The 18,066-nt window shown below is 33.5% G+C and carries 12 protein-coding genes; all 12 read left to right on the top strand.

Going from position 1 to position 18,066, the window contains the following annotated elements:
- The first annotated feature begins 51 nt into the window (after window positions 1-51).
- The 12 genes from ABNT61_RS05120 (at window position 52) to ilvN (ending at window position 18,037) form a co-directional block, all read left to right on the top strand.
- The gene (locus ABNT61_RS05120) at window positions 52-1,227 is read left to right on the top strand and encodes a 2-isopropylmalate synthase (protein ID WP_348745112.1); all 1,176 of its coding nucleotides are present in this window, start codon (window positions 52-54) and stop codon (window positions 1,225-1,227) included.
- The gene (gene leuC / locus ABNT61_RS05115; RefSeq protein WP_348745111.1) at window positions 1,227-2,609 is read left to right on the top strand and encodes a 3-isopropylmalate dehydratase large subunit; all 1,383 of its coding nucleotides are present in this window, start codon (window positions 1,227-1,229) and stop codon (window positions 2,607-2,609) included. The genes ABNT61_RS05120 and leuC overlap by 1 nt, the downstream gene beginning before the upstream one ends.
- Window positions 2,609-3,193, top strand: coding sequence for a 3-isopropylmalate dehydratase small subunit (leuD, locus tag ABNT61_RS05110; RefSeq protein WP_348713784.1), 585 nt, complete (start codon window positions 2,609-2,611; stop codon window positions 3,191-3,193). Before leuC ends, leuD begins: the two co-directional genes overlap by 1 nt.
- An 8-nt stretch (window positions 3,194-3,201) precedes the next feature.
- The gene (leuB, locus tag ABNT61_RS05105) at window positions 3,202-4,317 is read left to right on the top strand and encodes a 3-isopropylmalate dehydrogenase (RefSeq protein WP_348745110.1); all 1,116 of its coding nucleotides are present in this window, start codon (window positions 3,202-3,204) and stop codon (window positions 4,315-4,317) included.
- A 485-nt stretch (window positions 4,318-4,802) separates the two neighbouring features.
- Window positions 4,803-5,141 carry a P-II family nitrogen regulator gene (locus tag ABNT61_RS05100; RefSeq protein ID WP_348725891.1) on the top strand — a complete coding sequence of 113 codons (339 nt, stop codon included), beginning with the start codon at window positions 4,803-4,805 and terminating at the stop codon, window positions 5,139-5,141.
- A gap of 10 nt (window positions 5,142-5,151) precedes the next feature.
- Window positions 5,152-6,390, top strand: coding sequence for an ammonium transporter (locus ABNT61_RS05095; protein ID WP_348745109.1), 1,239 nt, complete (start codon window positions 5,152-5,154; stop codon window positions 6,388-6,390).
- Window positions 6,391-6,557: 167 nt separating this feature from the next.
- Window positions 6,558-11,069: a glutamate synthase large subunit gene (gene gltB, locus ABNT61_RS05090; RefSeq protein WP_348745108.1), complete on the top strand. Its 4,512-nt coding sequence runs from the start codon at window positions 6,558-6,560 to the stop codon at window positions 11,067-11,069.
- Window positions 11,070-11,073: 4 nt separating this feature from the next.
- The gene (locus tag ABNT61_RS05085; protein WP_348745107.1) at window positions 11,074-12,537 is read left to right on the top strand and encodes a glutamate synthase subunit beta; all 1,464 of its coding nucleotides are present in this window, start codon (window positions 11,074-11,076) and stop codon (window positions 12,535-12,537) included.
- A gap of 656 nt (window positions 12,538-13,193) precedes the next feature.
- Window positions 13,194-14,081: a branched-chain amino acid transaminase gene (locus ABNT61_RS05080; RefSeq protein WP_348745106.1), complete on the top strand. Its 888-nt coding sequence runs from the start codon at window positions 13,194-13,196 to the stop codon at window positions 14,079-14,081.
- A gap of 1 nt (window position 14,082) precedes the next feature.
- Entirely contained in the window at window positions 14,083-15,759 is a 1,677-nt protein-coding gene (gene ilvD / locus ABNT61_RS05075; protein WP_348725881.1) for a dihydroxy-acid dehydratase, read from the top strand.
- Between the two features lie 11 nt (window positions 15,760-15,770).
- Window positions 15,771-17,504, top strand: a complete 1,734-nt coding sequence (gene ilvB, locus ABNT61_RS05070) for a biosynthetic-type acetolactate synthase large subunit (protein ID WP_348745105.1) — start codon at window positions 15,771-15,773, stop codon at window positions 17,502-17,504.
- A 5-nt stretch (window positions 17,505-17,509) separates the two neighbouring features.
- Window positions 17,510-18,037: an acetolactate synthase small subunit gene (gene ilvN / locus ABNT61_RS05065; RefSeq protein ID WP_348713766.1), complete on the top strand. Its 528-nt coding sequence runs from the start codon at window positions 17,510-17,512 to the stop codon at window positions 18,035-18,037.
- Window positions 18,038-18,066 lie beyond the last annotated feature (29 nt).

Below are 18,066 nucleotides of genomic sequence, written 5' to 3'. Positions count from 1 at the left end.
CTATATGACCAATATATACATTTGATATAGATAACAACAACTATTTTAAAAATGAAAGACGATAAGGTTCAAATTTTCGATACAACTTTAAGAGACGGAGAACAGGTCCCAGGTTGTAAATTAGATACGCAACAAAAATTAGAGATTGCAGAAAGATTGGATTCCTTAGGTGTAGATATTATAGAAGCAGGTTTTCCAGTATCAAGTCCAGGAGATTTCACGTCTGTAACAGAAATTGCCAAGTTGGTAAAGAATGCTACAGTTTGTGGATTGACCAGGGCAGTTCAAAAAGATATTGAAGTAGCTTCTGAAGCTTTAAAACATGCCGTAAGGCCGAGAATACATACAGGAATTGGTACCAGTGATTCTCATATTAAGTTCAAATTCAAAAGTACTCAAGCAGAAGTTATTGAAAGAGCAAAGAAAGCAGTGTCTTATGCTAAAAATTTTGTTGATGATGTAGAGTTTTATGCAGAAGATGCTGGTAGAACGGATAATGCATTTTTAGCCAAAGTATGTGAAGAGGTTATTAAATCCGGAGCAACTGTATTAAATATTCCAGATACGACAGGATATTGTTTGCCAAGTGAGTACGGTGAAAAAATAAAGTACTTAAAAGATAATGTAAAAGGTATCGATAATGTAATCCTATCATGCCATTGTCATAATGATTTAGGTTTAGCTACTGCAAATTCTATTGCTGGAGTTGTAAATGGAGCAAGACAAATAGAATGTACGATTAATGGAATCGGTGAACGCGCCGGAAATACAGCTCTTGAAGAAGTGGTAATGATTTTAAAACAACATCCGTATTTAGACTTACATACAGATATTAATACACAGTTGTTATATGATACAAGTTTAATGGTTCGAGAAAAAATGGGAATGCCGGTTCAACCTAACAAAGCAATTGTTGGAGCGAATGCATTTGCTCATAGTTCAGGAATTCATCAAGATGGAGTTATCAAGAATAGAAGTACTTATGAAATTATCAATCCAGAAGAAGTTGGTGTAACCGAAAGTGCAATTGTTCTAACAGCTAGAAGTGGTAGAGCAGCATTAGCTTACAGAGCTAAGAAAATTGGTTATGAATTAACTAAAATTCAATTAGATAAGGCGTATCAAACATTTTTACAGTTTGCAGATCGTCAAAAAGAAGTTATTGATGATGATATTCATTTAATTATGAAACAGGTCAATAAAATTTCAAAAATAGCAATAGCATAATGGGAAAAACATTATTTGATAAAGTTTGGGATGCTCATGTGGTAGAAACCATAAAAGATGGTCCTCAAATTATATATATAGATAAACATTTAATTCATGAGGTTACAAGTCCTCAAGCTTTTAATGAATTAAAAGAAAGAGGTATTTCAATAGCTCGTCCGGATAAGATTGTTGCAACGGCAGATCACAATACTCCGACTGAAAACCAACATTTACCGGTAAAAGACGAATTATCTAGAAATCAGTTAGAGCAATTAGAGAAAAATTGTAAAGAAAATAACATCACATTGTATGGTTTAGGGCATAAGTATAATGGAATTGTTCATGTTATGGCTCCTGAATTAGGTATCACACAACCAGGAATGACAATGGTTTGTGGTGATAGCCATACATCAACTCATGGTGCATTTGGGGCAATTGCATTTGGAATAGGAACAAGTCAAGTTGCTCAAGTATTTGCTAGTCAATGTTTGTTAATGCAAAAACCTAAAAGTTTACGAGTAAATGTAAATGGGAAGTTAAAGAAAGGTGTGCTGCCTAAAGATGTAATTCTTTATATCATTTCAAAACTGGGGACAAATTCTGGAACAGGATATTTCTGCGAATATGCGGGAAATGTGTTTGAAGAAATGTCTATGGAAGGCAGAATGACCGTTTGTAATATGAGTATTGAAATGGGAGCAAGAGGTGGAATGATTGCTCCAGATCAAACAACTTTTGAATATGTAAAAGGACGAGAATTTGCTCCAAGAGGAGAAAAGTTCAATGAGAAAGTTGCGTATTGGAAAACGCTTAAAACGGATGAGGATGCAGTTTTTGATCAAGAATATTCTTTTGATGCAGCGGATATAGAACCAATGGTTACTTACGGAACAAATCCTGGAATGGGAATTAAAATTACAGAGAACATTCCTACAAATGGAGATAAATCATTTGAGAAATCATTGTCTTACATGAATTTTTCTAAAGGTGAAAGTCTAATAGGTAAACCGATTAACTATGTGTTTATAGGAAGTTGTACAAATTCAAGAATAGAAGATTTTAAAGTAGCGGCCAGTTATGTAAAAGGAAAACAAAAGGCATCTAATGTTAATGCTTGGTTGGTTCCAGGTTCGCAACAGGTAGCAAAACAAATAAAGGAAGAAGGACTTCAGGAAATATTTGAAAATGCTGGTTTTGAACTAAGACAACCAGGGTGTTCGGCATGTTTAGCAATGAACGACGATAAAATACCAGAAGGTGAATATTGTGTTTCAACTTCAAATAGAAATTTTGAAGGAAGACAAGGACAAGGAGCAAGAACAATTCTAGCTAGTCCATTAGTTGCAGCTGCCACTGCAATTGAAGGGCAAATTATTGATGTAACAAAATATGTAAGCTAATGGAAAAGTTTGTAAAATTAATAGATACAGCAATCCCATTATCAATAAGTAATGTAGATACAGATCAAATTATTCCAGCTCGTTTTTTAAAAGCAACTGATAAAAAAGGATTTGGAGATAACTTATTTAGAGATTGGAGATTTAAGAAAGATGGTTCTGTGAATCAGAAGTTTGTATTAAACCATCCTGAATATAAAGGAAGAATTCTTATTGCCGGTGATAATTTTGGTTGTGGATCAAGTAGAGAACACGCAGCTTGGGCATTAGTTGGTTATGGTTTTAAGGTAGTGGTTAGTAGTTTTTTCGCAGATATTTTTAAAGGAAATGCACTGAACAATGGATTGTTACCAGTTCAAGTTTCTGAGAAATACTTGAACTTCTTGATTAAAGAAGTTGAGGAGAACCCTCACACAGCTATAGAAATATGCCTAGAGAATCAAGAAATAAGAGTTCAAGGAAGTCATTGTTCTGAGAACTTTGAAATAGATCCGTATAAAAAAGTATGTCTACTAAACGGATATGATGATATTGACTTTCTATTAAGTAAAACAGATAAAATTAAAAAGTACGAAGCCTCTTTATAAAATTAATTATGAAATTTAATATTACAGTAATACCTGGAGATGGAATTGGTCCGGAAGTTACGGAGCAATCAATAAAAGTATTAGAAGCTATCTCAGAAGTATACGATCACACATTTATCTATGAAAAAGTGTTGATGGGTGCTTGCGCTATAGATGAGACAGGGAATCCCTTACCAAATGAAACATTAGCTTCTTGTAAAAAGAGCGACGCAATTCTGTTTGGTGCAATTGGAGATCCAAAGTATGATAATGATCCAACAGCTAAAGTTAGGCCAGAACAAGGTTTGCTGAAGTTGAGAAAAGAATTAGGATTGTTCTGTAATGTCAGGCCAGTAAAAGCTTATAACTCGTTATTACAAAACTCACCATTAAAAGAGAACATCATAAAAAATACGGATATCACTATCTATAGAGAGTTAACAGGTGGTATTTATTTCGGAATAAAAGAATTGAGTGATGATGGTCAAATCGCTTTTGATGGTTGTTCTTACTCTGTTGAGGAAATCGAAAGAATGGGACATTTAGCTTTTAAAGCCGCTCAAAATAGGAGAAAGAGATTAACATTGGTGGATAAAGCCAATGTATTAGAAACTTCTAGATTATGGAGGAAAACAATTACTAAATTGTCAGAACAATATAAAGATGTTGAAGTAGATACCATGTTTGTTGATAATGCTGCAATGCAGTTGATTTTAAATCCTAAACAATTTGATGTAATTCTTACTGAAAACTTATTTGGAGATATTTTATCAGATGAAGCAAGTGTAATCGGTGGATCAATTGGATTGTTAGCATCGGCGTCTATAGGAGATAAAAGTGCACTTTTTGAGCCTATTCATGGTTCTTATCCGCAAGCTAAAGGTAAAGATATAGCTAATCCACTAGCATCAATATTATCTGCAGCTATGATGCTTAAACATTTAGCTTTATACAAAGAAGCCGAGGTTATCGAAAAAGCGGTTCAAAAGTCATTAGAATTAAATATTACTACTCAAGATATTAATTATGAAAACAGCTTTAGTACATCAAAAGTTGGAGATTTTATAGTGGATTATATCCATAACCAAGAAGATAGTAATATAAACTTTAAAAACGTCCATATGGGACAAAGTACAATAATTTAGTTGATTTTGTATTTGAAGGAAGAGCGCTCTTTTAGAGCGCTTTTTTTATTGTTTTTATTTTGATGAAAATGTAAAATAAACATCATTTTATTGCTGATAATTTAATAAAATGATTATTTAGATTTATTTTAATTAAGTAAAATTTCTAAAATCATATTTTTTTTGAAAAAAGTGCATTTTTATTCAATTCTTAATTTCAGACTTTGAAATTGAGTATTTAGTAATTGCAATATCAATTTTAAATCCCAAATTATCAGATTGCAATTTTTCCCGTCTTTTTTTTGAGGCTCTACTTTTTTTATATAACGTTTTCGTTTGTTTTACAGTGTGTTAGTTTTTGTTTTTTCCTTTTTTGCGTATAATTTTGGTAGTCACCGAAGCAACATTTTTTAGCTAAATTTCATTATAAAATGTGAAAGCATTTAAAAAATATCTTAATCAATATTGAATGTTGTTAGAATTAAACTTACAAACGAATTATTAAAATGAAAAAAATAGAAGCAATCATTAGAAAGTCAAAGTTTCTAGAAGTAAAAGAAGCACTTCACGAAGTTGGAGTTAATTTTTTCTCGTATTGGGATGTAACTGGTTTAGGAAACGAAAAGAAGGGACATGTGTATAGAGGAGTTTCTTATAGTACAAGTGATATTCAAAGAAGATACTTATCAATTGTAGTAAATGATGATTTCGAAGAAATAACAATTCAAACCATCTTAAAAGCAGCTTCAACAGGAAAAGTTGGTGATGGGAAAATATTTGTTAGCGAAATAGATAATGCCTACAGAATTAGAACAGGCGAAGAAGGAGGAAGTACACTGAATTAATATATATAATATGGAACAATTGACAACAAATAATGTATGGATGATGATTTGCACGGCTTTAGTGTTTTTCATGCATTTAGGGTTTGCTTTTTTAGAAATTGGATTAACAAGACAAAAGAATACTTTAAATATTCTTTTTAAAAATATATTCATTATTACCACAGGGTTATTAATGTATGCCGCATTTGGTTTTAATTTAATGTATCCTGGTTTTGCTGAAGATGCTCTTGGTGTTTTCGGATTTGCTGGATTTGGTTTAGAAGCACCAATGGTTAAAGACGTATTAGATTTAACATATAATACGGGATACACGTATTGGACAGATTTTCTTTTTCAAGGAATGTTTGCAGCAACTGCAGCAACAATAGTATCAGGTGCCGTAGCTGAGCGTATTAAAATTTTACCATTCATGATTTTTACAGTGTTATATGTTGGGTTTGTGTATCCAATAGCTGGTTCATGGAAGTGGGGAGAAGGATTCTTGCATACACTTGATACTCCATTTTATGATTTTGCAGGTTCTACTTTAGTGCATTCTGTTGGTGGTTGGGCTGCTTTAGTTGCGGTTTGGCTTTTAGGTGCACGTATTGGAAAATTTAGAAATGGTAAATCTCAAGCAATTCCTGGTCATAATATTCCACTAGCTACGGCTGGAGTCTTAATTCTTTGGTTAGGTTGGTTCGGATTTAATGGAGGATCAGTTTTATCTGCAGATCCTGCAGGAACTTCACTAACGTTAGTAACAACTTGCTTAGCTGCAGCGGCAGGAGGAGTGGTTTCAGCAATTGTTTCAACCATAATGTATAAGAATCTAGACTTAACAATGTTCTTAAACGGAATATTAGGTGGATTAGTAGCAATTACAGCTGGTGCTGATGTAATGAGTCCAATGGACGCAATTATTGTAGGAAGCGTCGGTGGAATTTTAATTGTTTTTGCTGTAAGTCTTGTAGACAAACTAAAATTAGATGATCCTGTTGGTGCAATTGCAGTTCATCTAGTTTGTGGTGTTTGGGGAACATTAGCAGTTGGACTTTTTGGAAAACTAGCAAGTGGTGCACAATTTTTAAGCCAATTGATAGGAGTAGGAACATATGCAGTATTCTGCACTTCTACTGCGTTCATAATTATTTTTACGCTGAAGAAAACTATGGGAATCAGAGTTTCTGAAAAAGAAGAGATAGAAGGATTAGATACTCATGAACATGGAATGTCGGCTTATCCTGACTTCAGATTGAATGAGCATTAGAACTCTAATGACGATAGAAACGGCTTTTTAGACCGTCGTGTTTTTTACGTTTTGCAAATTAGTAATACTGATGGGTTCAGTAAGCAAAACGCTTTCAATACTTTTTACAATAACAGTTCGAGAACAATATTATATCAATATCTGTTTTCAAAATAATACAAACAATTATGAAGGATCAAGGCTTATATTTAAATGAATTTGAAAGAGATAATTGTGGAGCTGGTTTCATTTGTAACCTTAAGGGTGAAAAATCAAATCAAATTATTCACGATGCTTTAGAAATTCTAATAAAATTAGAGCATAGAGGAGCAGTAAGTTCAGATGGTAGAACTGGAGATGGTGCCGGAATTTTAATTGATATTCCTCATGATTTCTTTAACCGGGTTTGTGATTTTAAATTGCCTGCAGCTAAAGAATATGCCGTAGGTCAGGTCTTTTTACCTAAAAAGTTCAATCAAAGTAGTTATTGTGAGCAGGTTTTAGAAAGCGAGCTTAAAAAACAAGGTTTACAAATTTTAGGTTGGAGAGATGTACCTGTTGATACTTCAAATTTGGGTGCAATAGCTGCAAAAACTCAACCAAAAATTAAACAAGTTTTCGTTTCAAAAGGTGAAGAATCGTTAACAGAATTACAATTTAACGCAAAACTATTTGCTGCTAGAAAAATTAGCGAGCATACCATTGCCAAATCAAAAATATCAGAAAGTAATTATTTCTATTTATCTAGTTTATCTACTACGACATTAATTTATAAAGGTTTATTAATGCCAGAAGATATTGGTCGTTTTTATGTAGATCTTAAACAACCAGATTTAGTTACTCGTTTAGCTTTAGTTCATCAAAGATTCTCAACAAATACATTTCCGTCTTGGGATTTAGCTCAACCTTTTAGATTTATGTGTCATAATGGTGAAATTAATACGCTTAAAGGAAATGTGAAACGTATGATTGCCAGACAAGAATTAATGGAGTCTGATTTATTTGGAGATGATATTGAGAAGTTGTATCCAATTATTACTAACGGAAAATCAGATTCAGCATCCATGGATATGGCAGTAGAACTGTTATTAATGACAGGAAGATCATTACCTGAAGTTATGATGATGTTAGTTCCTGAAGCTTGGGAGAGAGATGAAACAATGAATGAAGATAAAAAGGCATTCTATGAATACAACTCATGTATTATGGAGCCTTGGGACGGACCAGCATCTGTTCCTTTTACAGATGGAAACGTTATTGGAGCCGTTTTAGATAGAAATGGGTTAAGACCATCTAGATATACAGTTACCAAAAAAGGTAATGTTGTTATGTCTTCAGAAATCGGAGTATTAAATATTAAACCAGAAAACGTAGTAAAGCATGGTCGATTAGAACCAGGTAAGATGTTTTTGGTTGATATGAATGCGGGAAGAATTGTAGAAGATGAAGAAATCAAAAAAGAAATTGTATCGAAACATCCATATAAAAAATGGGTGAAAGACCAAACATTGCCATTAGCGGATATTCCATATACTCAAAATGAAATATCTCAAGAAAAAACGGATTACTTTACTCGTTTAAGGCTATTTGGATATACAACAGAAGAAATAGATCAAATCATTGCACCAATGGCAATGAATGGTAAAGAAGGAATTGGTTCAATGGGAACAGATACACCATTGGCTGTACTGTCAGATAGACCACAATTACTGTATAACTACTTCAAGCAGTTGTTTGCTCAAGTAACCAATCCTCCATTAGATGGAATTAGAGAAGAGATCATTACAGATATCAGTTTAGCTATTGGATCTGATAGAAACATCTTTGATATTATACCAGAACAGGCGAAGAAACTTCGAATTCAGAATCCTGTGATTTCCAATGAGGATTTAGATAAAATTAAAAATCTTGAACACGAGGATTTTAAAGCAACTACTATTCCGATGTTATTTCCACTAGAGAAAGGAGTAAATGGAATCGAAAATGCTTTAGAAGGAATCTTATACAAAGCAACGGTTGCAGTGGAAGATGAAGGAGTTAATGTCATTATTTTATCTGATAGAGGAGTAAATAAAGAATGGGCTCCTATTCCTGCTTTATTGGCATGTTCATATCTACATAATTCTATGTATAGAAAGAAAACTCGTTCTAAAATTGGAATAATAATTGAAAGTGCCGAACCGAGAGAACCACATCATTTTGCAACATTATTTGGTTATGGAGCAAGTGCAATTAACCCATATATGGTTAATGAAATTATTGCAAGACAGGTAAATAAAGGAATTATAAAAGATGTAGAAGTAGGAAAAGCGGTCAAGAATTTTAATAAAGCCATTGGAAAAGGATTATTGAAAATCATGAATAAGATTGGAATTTCCACGTTACATTCTTATCGAGCTTCACAAATTTTTGAAATTCTTGGTTTAAAAAAGACATTTACAGATAAGTATTTTCCTGAAACACCATCTAGAATTGGTGGAATAGGATTATATGTTTTACAAAAAGATATTTATAAAAGATGTACAGAATCTTTTAGAGATAAAGATATTGATGCCGTATTAAATTTAGAAGTTGGAGGAGATTATCGCTGGAGGAGAAATGGAGAACGACATATGTTCAATCCAACTACAGTTTCAAAATTACAACAAGCGGTACGCTCAAAAAGTAAAGAAAGCTATAAAGTTTACGCAGATAAAATAAATAAGCAATCTGAAGATTTAATGACGATCAGAGGATTGTTTGAATTTGTAAACTTAGATCCTATTCCAATTGAGGAAGTAGAACCTTGGACAGAAATTGTAAAACGTTTTAAAACAGGAGCAATGTCTTATGGTTCAATTAGCCAGGAAGCTCATGAGAATTTGGCTATCGCAATGAACAGGATTGGCGGAAAATCAAATTCTGGAGAAGGAGGAGAGAATAAAGAAAGATTCAAGAAATTATCTAACGGAGATTCTAAGAATAGTGCAATTAAACAGGTTGCTTCTGGTAGATTTGGTGTTACGAGTAACTATTTAACTAATGCCAAAGAAATTCAGATTAAAATGGCTCAAGGTGCAAAGCCAGGAGAAGGTGGTCAATTACCAGGTAAAAAAGTATTACCATGGATTGCAGAAGTAAGAAATTCAACACCTTATGTGGGATTAATTTCACCACCACCGCATCATGATATTTATTCTATTGAAGATTTAGCACAACTAATTTTCGATTTGAAAAATGCGAATCGTGAAGCTAGAATTAATGTAAAACTAGTTTCAAAAGTTGGTGTGGGAACTATTGCTGCTGGAGTCGCAAAAGCTAAAGCAGATGTAATTTTAGTTTCTGGTTTTGATGGAGGAACAGGAGCATCACCGTTAACTTCTTTAAGACATGCAGGATTACCTTGGGAATTAGGAATTGCTGAAGCGCAACAAACGTTAGTAATGAATAATCTTCGTGGTAGAATTGTTTTAGAATGTGACGGACAATTAAAAACAGGTAGAGATGTTGCTATTGCTTGTTTATTGGGAGCAGAAGAGTTTGGATTCGCAACCGCACCATTAGTTGCATCAGGTTGTATTATGATGCGTCAATGTCATCTAAATACATGTCCAGTAGGAATTGCAACTCAAGATCCTGAATTAAGAAAGAACTTCAAAGGAACACCAGAGCACGTAATTAATTTCATGTATTTCGTTGCAGAAGAAGTTCGACAAATCATGGCGTCTTTAGGGTTTAGATCTGTGAAAGAAATGGTTGGTCAAGTTGAAAAGTTAAACGTTAATAAAGCCATTGATCATTATAAAGCTAAAGGAGTTGATTTATCTGCAATTTTGCATAAACCAATAACTGAAGGAGATCCAATATTATACAATACAGAAAAACAAGATCATAATTTAGAGAAAGTATTAGATTTTAAAATTGTTGATGATGCAAAGGGAGCAATAAAGAATAAAATTAAATCAGAATTCTCTTATGAAATTCAAAACACTAATCGTTCAGTAGGAGCTTTAATGAGTAATGAGATTTCTAAACTTCATGGCGATGAGGGGTTACCTGAAGATACGTTAACCTTACGATTTAAGGGTTCTGCTGGACAAAGTTTTGGAGCCTTTGCTACGAAAGGGTTAACCATGATTGTTGATGGAGAAACTAACGATTATTTAGGAAAAGGATTATCCGGAGCAAAAATAATTGTAAAGAAACCTCAAGAAGCTGATTTTGTAGCTAAAGAAAACATCATCGTGGGAAATGTTTGTTTTTACGGTGCAGTGAAAGGTGAAGCCTATGTAAATGGAATAGCAGGTGAACGTTTCTGTGTTCGAAATTCAGGTATTACAGCGGTTGTTGAAGGAATTGGAGATCATGGTTGTGAATATATGACTGGAGGTAAAGTTGTTGTTTTAGGTAAAACTGGAAGAAACTTTGCCGCAGGAATGAGTGGAGGAATTGCTTATGTCTATGATCCTTCACATCAATTTAGAAATGAATTATGTAACCTGGAAATGGTAGAATTAGTTCATTTAGAAACTGAAGATCAACATGAAATTAAGAAGTTAATTTCTAAGCATGTTGAATATACCGAAAGTAATTTAGGAGCTACAATTTTAGAGGATTGGGAAGTAAATAAAATGGATTTCATTAAGGTGTATCCAACTGATTATAGATTGGCTTTAGAGCGATTAGCAAAAGAAGAAATAACGAACAAAATTACAGCATAATATTATGGGTGAATTAGGCGGATTTAAAAAATACGAGAGAAAGCAAGAAATTAATAATGCTGTTGCTGATAGAGTTAAAAACTATAAAGAGTTTACAGCTCCGTTATCTATAGAAGAACAACAAAAGCAAGGCTCACGTTGTATGGATTGTGGAATTCCTTTCTGTCATAGTGGTTGTCCACTAGGAAACCTTATACCAGATTTTAATGATATGGTTCATAAAGGTGAATGGAGAAAGGCCTTAGAAATTTTACATTCTACAAATAACTTTCCTGAATTTACAGGAAGATTATGTCCTGCTCCATGTGAAAAAGCATGTGTTCTAGGATTGATAGATGAACCAGTTTCAATTGAAAATATTGAAAAATATATTGTTGAGAAAGGATTTGAAAAAGGTTGGATAAAAGCGAAACGTCCAAGCTACAGATCAGGAAAAACCGTTGCAATTGTAGGTTCTGGTCCCGCAGGTTTAGCGGCTGCTCAGCAGTTAAATAGGGCTGGTCATATCGTTACTGTTTTCGAAAGGGAAGATAAGTTAGGTGGCCTTTTACGTTATGGTATTCCTAATTTTAAATTAGAAAAAGAAATCATAGATCGTAGAATCAAAATTCTAGAGGAGGAAGGTGTAAATTTTAGAACTAATGCCAATATTGGTGTAAATATTTCGGTAGAAGAATTAAAAGAATTCGATGCAACTGTATTATGTGGTGGAGCAACTCAAGCCAGAAATTTACCTATTCCGGGAAGTGATGCAAAAGGCGTACATCAAGCCATGGATTTCTTGACAAAACAAACGAAAGCGTTGTTTAATAAAGATTTAGAAAATGATATTATCAATGCAAAAGATAAAGATGTAATCGTAATCGGAGGAGGAGATACAGGTTCAGATTGTATTGGAACTTCAAATCGTCATGGTGCAAAATCAGTGACCAATTTTGAAATCATGCCAAAACCACCTGAGGCTAGAAGTGAAAAAACACCTTGGCCATTTTGGCCATTACAATTAAAAACAAGTTCTTCTCATGAAGAAGGATGTGATCGTAATTGGCTGATTAATACAAAGGAGTTTATAAAAAACGAAAAAGGTGAACTTATCGCATTAAAAACTGTAGAGGTAGAATGGAAAATTATTCCAGGTGAACGCCCTCAGTTGATTGAAAAAGAAGGAAGTGAAAAAATATGGCCTTGCGATTTAGTTTTTCTAGCTCTTGGTTTTACAGGACCTGAGCAAACGTTACCAGAAAAATTAGGACTTACTCAGGATGTAAGATCTAATATCAAAGCAAGTATTCATAATTACCAAACAAATGTTCAAGGAATATTTACAGCAGGAGATATGAGAAGAGGACAATCTTTAATTGTTTGGGCCATATCTGAAGGAAGACAAGCCGCACATCATGTTGATGCTTATTTAATGGGAAGTTCAACTTTACCATTAAAAGATTCAAATGATTTATTAAGTGCTTAAGAATAAAATTGCCCTTACTTTCATTTAGTTATAATTGAAATAAAACTGGTTTTATTAGTTTAGGCTTTTAAGCCAGTTTTACGTTTTTCTAACAGTATTTCCTGGAATTAATAGTTGTTTCCGAGTAAATTTTAATTGCAATATGTATTAAGAAAACACACTCTAGATAAATTATTTATCACCTTTTTTTGAAAATGATTAGGATAATTCAAAAATAATTAGCAATCTTTGTGACAACAAATGAGAAAACAAATTTTAAATATCATTTCTATTATTGTCGTTGTGATTATTATTTCACAAGGGTAAAGGAAGTGTATTTGTAAATTTTAAAATATAAAATCAAAAGGCTTCCTAAATTTAGGAAGCCTTTTTTAGTTTAAACATATGAACTTAATTCAGAACATCGTAATTATCATTATTGTCATTATTAGCTCACCACCGAGTTGATACAGATAGTTATTGTTCTATAAAAAGCCTGTATCTAACTCAGATACAGGCTTTTTTTATTGATGTGAACACCATGGTTTAAAATGGTTAAAACATTGAAAAACAAACATTTAAGTGTTTTTGAAAGCAATTAAGAATCATAGGTTGATAAAATATAGAAAGTGTATAAAAAAAGGATAAAATAAATTCGATTAACTAATTAATAAACAATGTATTTCAACGATCAAAGTGTAGTTTTTTATAACGGGAAATTTGTAAAGGCTAAAGAAGCTTCTTCAGACTTGTACAGTCAAAGTTTACATTACGGTAATGGTGTGTTTGAAGGAATTAGATCTTATAAAACAGACAATGGAGCTAGGATTTTTAAATCGTACGATCACTATAAACGATTAAAATTCGGAGCAGAGGTAATGAATATTAATCTTGAGTATTCTGAAGAAGAGTTAACAGAAATTACTTACAAATTATTGGAGTTAAATAACTTGGAAGATGCTTACATCCGTCCATTAATTACAACAGGAGCAAATATGAGTTTGCTTACTTCTCAGGAAACAAATGTGGTCATTCAATGTTGGGAATGGGGAAAGTACATGGGAGATAAATTATTGAAAGTGAAAACTTCAAAGTTTCAAAGACCAAATCCAAAATCTTGTTTTGTAGAAGCTAAAGTAACAGGTCATTATATAAACTCAATTTTGTCTACTAATGAGGCAAAAAGCGAAGGTTACGATGAAGCATTGTTATTAGATATGAATGGTAATGTCGCTGAATGTTCTGGTGCTAACATTTTCATGCAAAAAGATGGGAAGTTGTATACACCGCCAAGAGGTCATATCATGGCTGGTATTACAAGAGCAACTATAATAGAGATCTGTCAAGAAGAAGGAATTTCGGTTGAGGAGAAGTTTTTCACTCTTGAAGAATTAAAATCAGCCGATGCTTGTTTCTTTACTGGTACAGCAGCGGAAGTAGTTGGTTTACAATCATTAGATGAGTATGAATTTCCAATGAAATGGGAAGAAACTCATGGATTTGAATTGATGAAATTATACAAAGCAGAAGTTTTAGGACAAAGAGTTAAAGAAAACGCATTATAAAATGGAACTGAATAAGTTTAGTAAACGAGTAACACAAGATGATACACAACCTGCAGCACAGGCAATGTTGCATGCAATTGGATTATCAAAAGAAGATTTACAAAAGCCATTTGTTGGAATCGCAAGTACAGGATACGAAGGAAATCCTTGTAACATGCATTTAAACGACTTGGCAAAATTGGTGAAAAAGGGAACCGAAAATGTCAATTTAGTTGGATTAATATTTAATACCATTGGAGTTTCAGATGGAATTTCAATGGGAACACCTGGTATGCGCTATTCGTTACCATCTAGAGATGTAATTGCAGATTCTATGGAAACTGTAGTTCAAGCCATGTCTTATGACGGTTTGGTTACTGTAGTGGGTTGCGATAAAAACATGCCAGGTGCTTTAATGGCAATGCTAAGACTAAATAGACCTTCGGTTCTTGTGTATGGAGGAACAATTGCTTCTGGATGTCATGAAGGTCAAAAGTTAGATGTTGTTTCAGCTTTTGAAGCATGGGGAAGTAAAGTTGCGGGTACAATTACACAACAACAATATCAAAGTGTTATTGAAAAAGCTTGCCCAGGAGCAGGAGCTTGTGGAGGAATGTATACTGCGAATACAATGGCTTCTGCAATTGAAGCTTTAGGAATGAGTTTACCTTATAATTCTTCGAATCCAGCGATTAGTGATGATAAGGAAAATGAATCAGTAAAAGCAGGTGAAGCTTTACGAGTGTTATTAGAAAAGGATATTAAGCCATCTGATATTGTTACGAAGAAATCTCTAGAAAATGCAGTTCGTTTAGTCACTGTAATGGGAGGTTCTACAAATGCGGTATTACATTTTTTAGCTATTGCAAAAGCTGCTGATGTACAATTTACTCTTGAAGATTTTCAACGTATTTCAGATGAAACTCCATTTTTAGCCGATTTAAAACCTAGTGGAAAATATTTAATGGAAGATGTTCATAAAGTAGGTGGAACGCCTGCTGTTTTGAAATATCTTTTAGAGAAAGGATTGGTTCATGGAGATTGTTTAACGGTTACAGGAAAAACATTAGCTGAGAATTTGGCGGAGGTTCCGAGTTTAACAGACGGACAAGAAGTTATTAAACCTGTACATAATCCTATAAAAGAAACAGGACATTTAAGAATGCTTTATGGAAACCTTGCAAAAGATGGTTCTGTAGCAAAAATTACAGGTAAAGAAGGATTGTATTTCTCAGGAAAAGCAAAGGTTTTTGAAGGTGAATATGCAGCTAACGACGGAATTAAAAATGGAGAAGTAGAAAAAGGAGACGTTGTTGTAATCCGTTATGAAGGACCAAAAGGAGGACCTGGAATGCCAGAAATGTTAAAACCCACAGCTGCAATAATGGGAGCTGGTTTAGGAAAAGAAGTAGCATTAATTACAGATGGTAGATTTTCTGGAGGAACACATGGTTTTGTAGTTGGTCATATTACACCAGAAGCTCAAGAAGGAGGAGTATTAGCATTAGTTAAAGATGGAGATATTATTTCTATTAATGCGCAAACCAATACAATTAATCTTGAGGTTTCAGATGAAGAATTAGCTCAAAGAAAGAAAGAATGGAAAGCTCCTCCATTAAAAGTAAAAAGAGGAGTATTATATAAATATGCAAGAACAGTAGCATCGGCATCTAATGGATGTGTAACCGATGAATTTTAAATCACAACAACATGGAAACGAAAGCAAAAACAAGTACAGCTAAAGGTGTAAAAACTAATGTGACTATTTCGGGTGCTGAAGCGGTCATTAAATGTTTGTTGGCAGAAGGAGTCGATTTGTTATATGGTTATCCAGGAGGTGCAATTATGCCTGTTTATGATGAATTATTTAAGTATCAAGAAGAATTACATCATGTGTTAACACGTCATGAACAAGGTGCAACTCATGCTGCTCAGGGTTATGCCAGAGCAACAGGAAAAGTAGGAGTGGCTATTGCTACATCTGGACCGGGAGCTACGAATTTAATTACAGGTATTGCAGATGCGCAAATAGATTCTACTCCTATGGTTTGTATTACAGGTCAGGTTGCCGAGCATTTACTAGGAACTGATGCGTTTCAAGAAACAGATATCGTAGGTATATCTACACCAGTAACAAAATGGAATTATCAAATTACAAAAGCTTCAGAAATTCCTGAAGTATTTGCAAAAGCATTTTATATCGCTCGTTCTGGAAGACCAGGACCAGTATTAATCGATATTACAAAAAATGCGCAATTCGAAGAATTCGAATTTTCTTATGAGCAATGTACTTCTGTTAGAAGCTATAAAGCTGTTCCTAAGTTAGAATTAGAATCAGTACAAAAAGCAGCAGATCTTATTAATAATGCTAAAAAGCCTTTTGTAGTTTGGGGACAAGGAGTAATTCTAGGAAAAGCAGAAGAAGAGTTTAAAGCATTTATAGAAAAAGCAGGATTACCTTCTGCGTGGACAATTTTAGGAGCATCAGCGTTACCTACATCGCATGAACTGAATGTAGGAATGGTAGGAATGCATGGAAATTATGGTCCAAATAAACTTACAAATGAATGTGATGTATTAATCGCAGTAGGAATGCGCTTTGACGATCGTGTAACAGGAGATTTAAATCGTTATGCAAAACAGGCCAAGGTTGTTCATTTTGAAATTGATCCAGCTGAAATAGATAAAAACGTTAAAGCGGATGTTGCCGTGCTTGGAGATGCTAAAGAAAGTTTACAAGCAGTACTTCCTTTGTTAGCAAATAAAGATCATAAAGACTGGCTTCAAGAGTTTAGAAATCACGACGCAATTGAGTTTGATAAAGTCATTAAAAATGATTTGTACCCAACCAAGGAAGGATTAACAATGGGAGAAGTAATGAGAGAAATCAATACGGCTTCTAAAGGAAATGCAATTATAGTTTCAGATGTAGGGCAACATCAAATGATTGCATGCAGGTATGCAGATTTTAATCAATCAAAAAGTAATATAACTTCTGGTGGATTAGGAACCATGGGGTTTGCATTACCAGCTGCCATTGGAGCAAAAATGGGAACTCCAGAAAGAGAAGTTGTTGCAATAATTGGAGATGGAGGTTATCAAATGACTATTCAGGAATTAGGAACCATTTTACAAACTAAAGCAGCGGTGAAAATTGTAGTTCTTAACAATGAATTCTTAGGAATGGTACGTCAATGGCAACAGTTGTTTTTTGATAAACGTTATGCGTCAACTACAATGACGAATCCTGATTTTGTAGCTATCGCGAAAGGATATCATATTCCTGCAACTCGAGTTACGAAAAGAGAGGAATTGGCAAGTGCTGTTTCAGAAATGATGCAGTCTGAAGATGCATACTTTTTAGAAGTATGTGTAGAGAAAGAAGATAATGTATTTCCAATGATTCCAACAGGATCATCAGTTTCAGAAGTTAGATTAAGCTAAAGGTTATGAGCGACAAAAAAACATTTACAGTATCCATATATACTGAAAACAACATCGGAGTTTTAAATAGAATTTCAGCAATATTTCAAAGAAGACATATCAATATTGAAAGTGTCAATGTCTCAAAATCTGAAATTAAAAGTGTTTCAAGAATTACAATTTTAGTTCGAGTAACTGAAGATCAGATTAAAAAAATATTGGGTCAGTTAGAAAAACAGATTGAAGTAATCAAAGCTTATTATCACACTGATGAAGATACAGTTTATCAGGAATCATGTCTTTTCAAATTAAGCACAGATTTACTTACTGAGAACGATGAAATTCAAAAGGTTATTAATGGAAGTAAGTCTAGAGTAATCAATATAAATAAAGACTTTTTCGTATTAGAGAAATCGGGTACAAAAGAAGAAGTTGAAGAGCTATATCATTTGTTAGATAAACACGGAATAATGCAATTCGTTCGATCTGGTCGTATCGCAATCACTAAAGAAGAAATGCCAGTATCGGAATTATTAGAATCAATCAAAAAATAAACAAACACTAAGTAGAAAAAAATAACATC

Origin of the sequence: Tenacibaculum sp. 190524A05c, assembly GCF_964036595.1 — a bacterium.
GTDB lineage: Bacteria > Bacteroidota > Bacteroidia > Flavobacteriales > Flavobacteriaceae > Polaribacter > Polaribacter platacis.
This window is presented reverse-complemented; position numbering and strand designations above follow the sequence as displayed.

Coding starts and splice junctions, on each gene's coding strand:
- ABNT61_RS05120 (WP_348745112.1), top strand. CDS start 52: ATGAAAGACGATAAGGTTCAAATTTTCGATACAACTTTAAGAGACGGA.
- leuC (WP_348745111.1), top strand. CDS start 1,227: ATGGGAAAAACATTATTTGATAAAGTTTGGGATGCTCATGTGGTAGAA.
- leuD (WP_348713784.1), top strand. CDS start 2,609: ATGGAAAAGTTTGTAAAATTAATAGATACAGCAATCCCATTATCAATA.
- leuB (WP_348745110.1), top strand. CDS start 3,202: ATGAAATTTAATATTACAGTAATACCTGGAGATGGAATTGGTCCGGAA.
- ABNT61_RS05100 (WP_348725891.1), top strand. CDS start 4,803: ATGAAAAAAATAGAAGCAATCATTAGAAAGTCAAAGTTTCTAGAAGTA.
- ABNT61_RS05095 (WP_348745109.1), top strand. CDS start 5,152: ATGGAACAATTGACAACAAATAATGTATGGATGATGATTTGCACGGCT.
- gltB (WP_348745108.1), top strand. CDS start 6,558: ATGAAGGATCAAGGCTTATATTTAAATGAATTTGAAAGAGATAATTGT.
- ABNT61_RS05085 (WP_348745107.1), top strand. CDS start 11,074: ATGGGTGAATTAGGCGGATTTAAAAAATACGAGAGAAAGCAAGAAATT.
- ABNT61_RS05080 (WP_348745106.1), top strand. CDS start 13,194: ATGTATTTCAACGATCAAAGTGTAGTTTTTTATAACGGGAAATTTGTA.
- ilvD (WP_348725881.1), top strand. CDS start 14,083: ATGGAACTGAATAAGTTTAGTAAACGAGTAACACAAGATGATACACAA.
- ilvB (WP_348745105.1), top strand. CDS start 15,771: ATGGAAACGAAAGCAAAAACAAGTACAGCTAAAGGTGTAAAAACTAAT.
- ilvN (WP_348713766.1), top strand. CDS start 17,510: ATGAGCGACAAAAAAACATTTACAGTATCCATATATACTGAAAACAAC.